The sequence below is a fragment of the Mesorhizobium sp. M7A.F.Ca.CA.001.10.2.1 genome (genome assembly GCF_003998575.1).
Classification (GTDB): domain Bacteria; phylum Pseudomonadota; class Alphaproteobacteria; order Rhizobiales; family Rhizobiaceae; genus Mesorhizobium.
The window spans coordinates 1-1890 of record NZ_RZQY01000895.1 but is presented as its reverse complement, the minus strand read 5'-3'; the positions used below and the strand labels follow the sequence as shown (position 1 = coordinate 1890).

Here is a 1890-nt window from a genome sequence, read left to right as displayed (position 1 = left end):
CTTGATGCGCAGCGTGACTTCGCCAAGTGCCGGCGGTGGGGGAGGCGGCAGGTCCACCGTTTCAAGACGGCGGTCCTCGATAAGTTGCAATGCGCGCATTGGGCCTGTCGGTTTCGGTCTGGCTGAAAAAGGTCGCTTAGACCGGTTCCCGCGCCATGACAAGGCAAGTGTTCTGGCCGCCGAAGCCGAAGGAGTTCGACAGCACGGTGCGGACCTCGGCATTGCGCTTCTTGTTCGGCACCACGTCGAGCACGATCGCGGGGTCGGGATTGTCATAGTTGATGGTCGGCGGGATGACGCTTTCGCGCATCGTCATCAGTGAGAACGCCGCCTCGACGGCGCCCGCCGCCGACAGCGTGTGGCCGATCATCGATTTGTTCGACGAGACCGGCATCGAGCCGATCCGTTCGCCGAACACCGTCGACAGCGACAGATGCTCCATCTTGTCGTTTTCCGGCGTCGAGGTGCCGTGGGCGTTAACGTAGTCGATCTCGTCCTGGCTCAAGCCGGCATCGGCTAGCACAGCACGAACCGCCGCGATCGCCGGCGAAGCGTCCGGCTTCGAGCGGGTGCGGTGGAAATCGTCCGCCTTTTCGCCGCAGCCGCGCAGGATGCCAAGAATCGTGGCGCCGCGCGCGAGTGCGGTTTCCAGTGATTCCAGTACCAGCGCGCCCGAACCCTCGGCGAGGACAAAGCCGTCGCGGTCCTTGGAGAAAGGTTTTGACGCCTTTTCGGGAATGTCGTTGTGGGTCGACAGCGCGGACAGCAGCGAAAAGCGGATCAGCGCCTCGGCGGTCGCCGAACCGTCGGCGCCGATCGACAGCGCGCGGTCGCATTCGCCGCGGCGGATCGCCTCGACGCCGAGCTGGATGGCGGTGGCGCCGGAAGCGCAGGCGGTCGACAGCGTGATCGGCAGCCCGCGGGTGCCGAAACGGTCGGCAAGCCGGCCGGCGATCGAGCCGAACTGCGTGGTCTCGAAAAAGTCGAGTTCTTTCAATCCGCGCGCCACCCGCAGCAGCCGTTCGCCGCCGGAGTCCAAATCATTGGAATTGTAGAGCGCGAAGCGGTCGTGCCAGTCGAGTTCGACCGGCGGTGAAGCGAGGAAGAGAGGACCACCAAAATCACCGGAATCGAGGCCGGACTCGGCCACGGCCTCACGCGCGGCGGTTTCCGCCAGTTCATAGGTGAGATGGCTGGAGCCCTTCGAGCTCGACGGCAGGAAGTCGACCATGCCGGAGATGCGGGTGTTGAGATGATCGACCGGAAAACGGGTAATCGGGTGGATGCCCGACTTGCCCGAGGTCAGCGCCGCCCAATTATCGGCCTTGCCGACGCCAAGCGAGGTCACCACGCCGATGCCGGTGACGGCAACGATCGGCCTGCCCATATGATCGTTCAGATTGGCCATGCGGTAGCCCTCGATCGTCTATCGTTGCGGCATGGATCGTGGACCACCGCCTCAGGCGGCGTTGACGAGCGCCATGCCCTCGAATTGGTGATAGCCGATCGCCGTTGCAAGGACGGTTGCGGGAACCCCTTCGAACGGCTTCTCGGCTGCGGCATCAAAAACAGGGTAGGCGGCCTTGCGATCGACGGCCAGCGCCGCCAGTGCCACAGCGAAGGGAAACTGTGCTTCCTTCATGTGTCCGGTCAGCGTCGAGAAACCGCGCGCGGCAATCGCCGGATTGGCATCGAGCGCGGCTTTCTCGGCGATGGTTGCCGTATGGGCGCCCGACGCGCCCGACATGGCCAGCAATTTGCCGTTCGGCATTGCAGCCTGCTTGAGCAGGGCGGCGATCTGGGCGTCGAGTTCTCCCCTTGGGCTCCTTTCTCTTCCGGCTCCGCCCTTCCCCCTCTCTTCCTCGCTCTTGCGGCCGCGGCTGATCGCGG

1 protein-coding gene and 1 pseudogene are annotated in these 1890 nt (G+C 64.6%); both read right to left on the bottom strand.

The genetic code is table 11. The features are described from left to right. Positions 1-136: 136 nt before the first annotated feature. Complete coding sequence (locus EN964_RS33165) at positions 137-1408, bottom strand: beta-ketoacyl-ACP synthase (protein WP_027039033.1); 1272 nt, start codon at positions 1406-1408, stop codon at positions 137-139. Positions 1409-1459: 51 nt separating this feature from the next. Beyond that, a pseudogene (locus EN964_RS33160) lies at positions 1460-1890 on the bottom strand (beta-ketoacyl-ACP synthase); the annotation flags it as partial.

What these genes read in the sequence shown, in the direction of transcription:
- EN964_RS33165 (WP_027039033.1), bottom strand. Translation starts at nt 1,408, where the DNA reads ATGGCCAATCTGAACGATCATATGGGCAGGCCGATCGTTGCCGTCACC.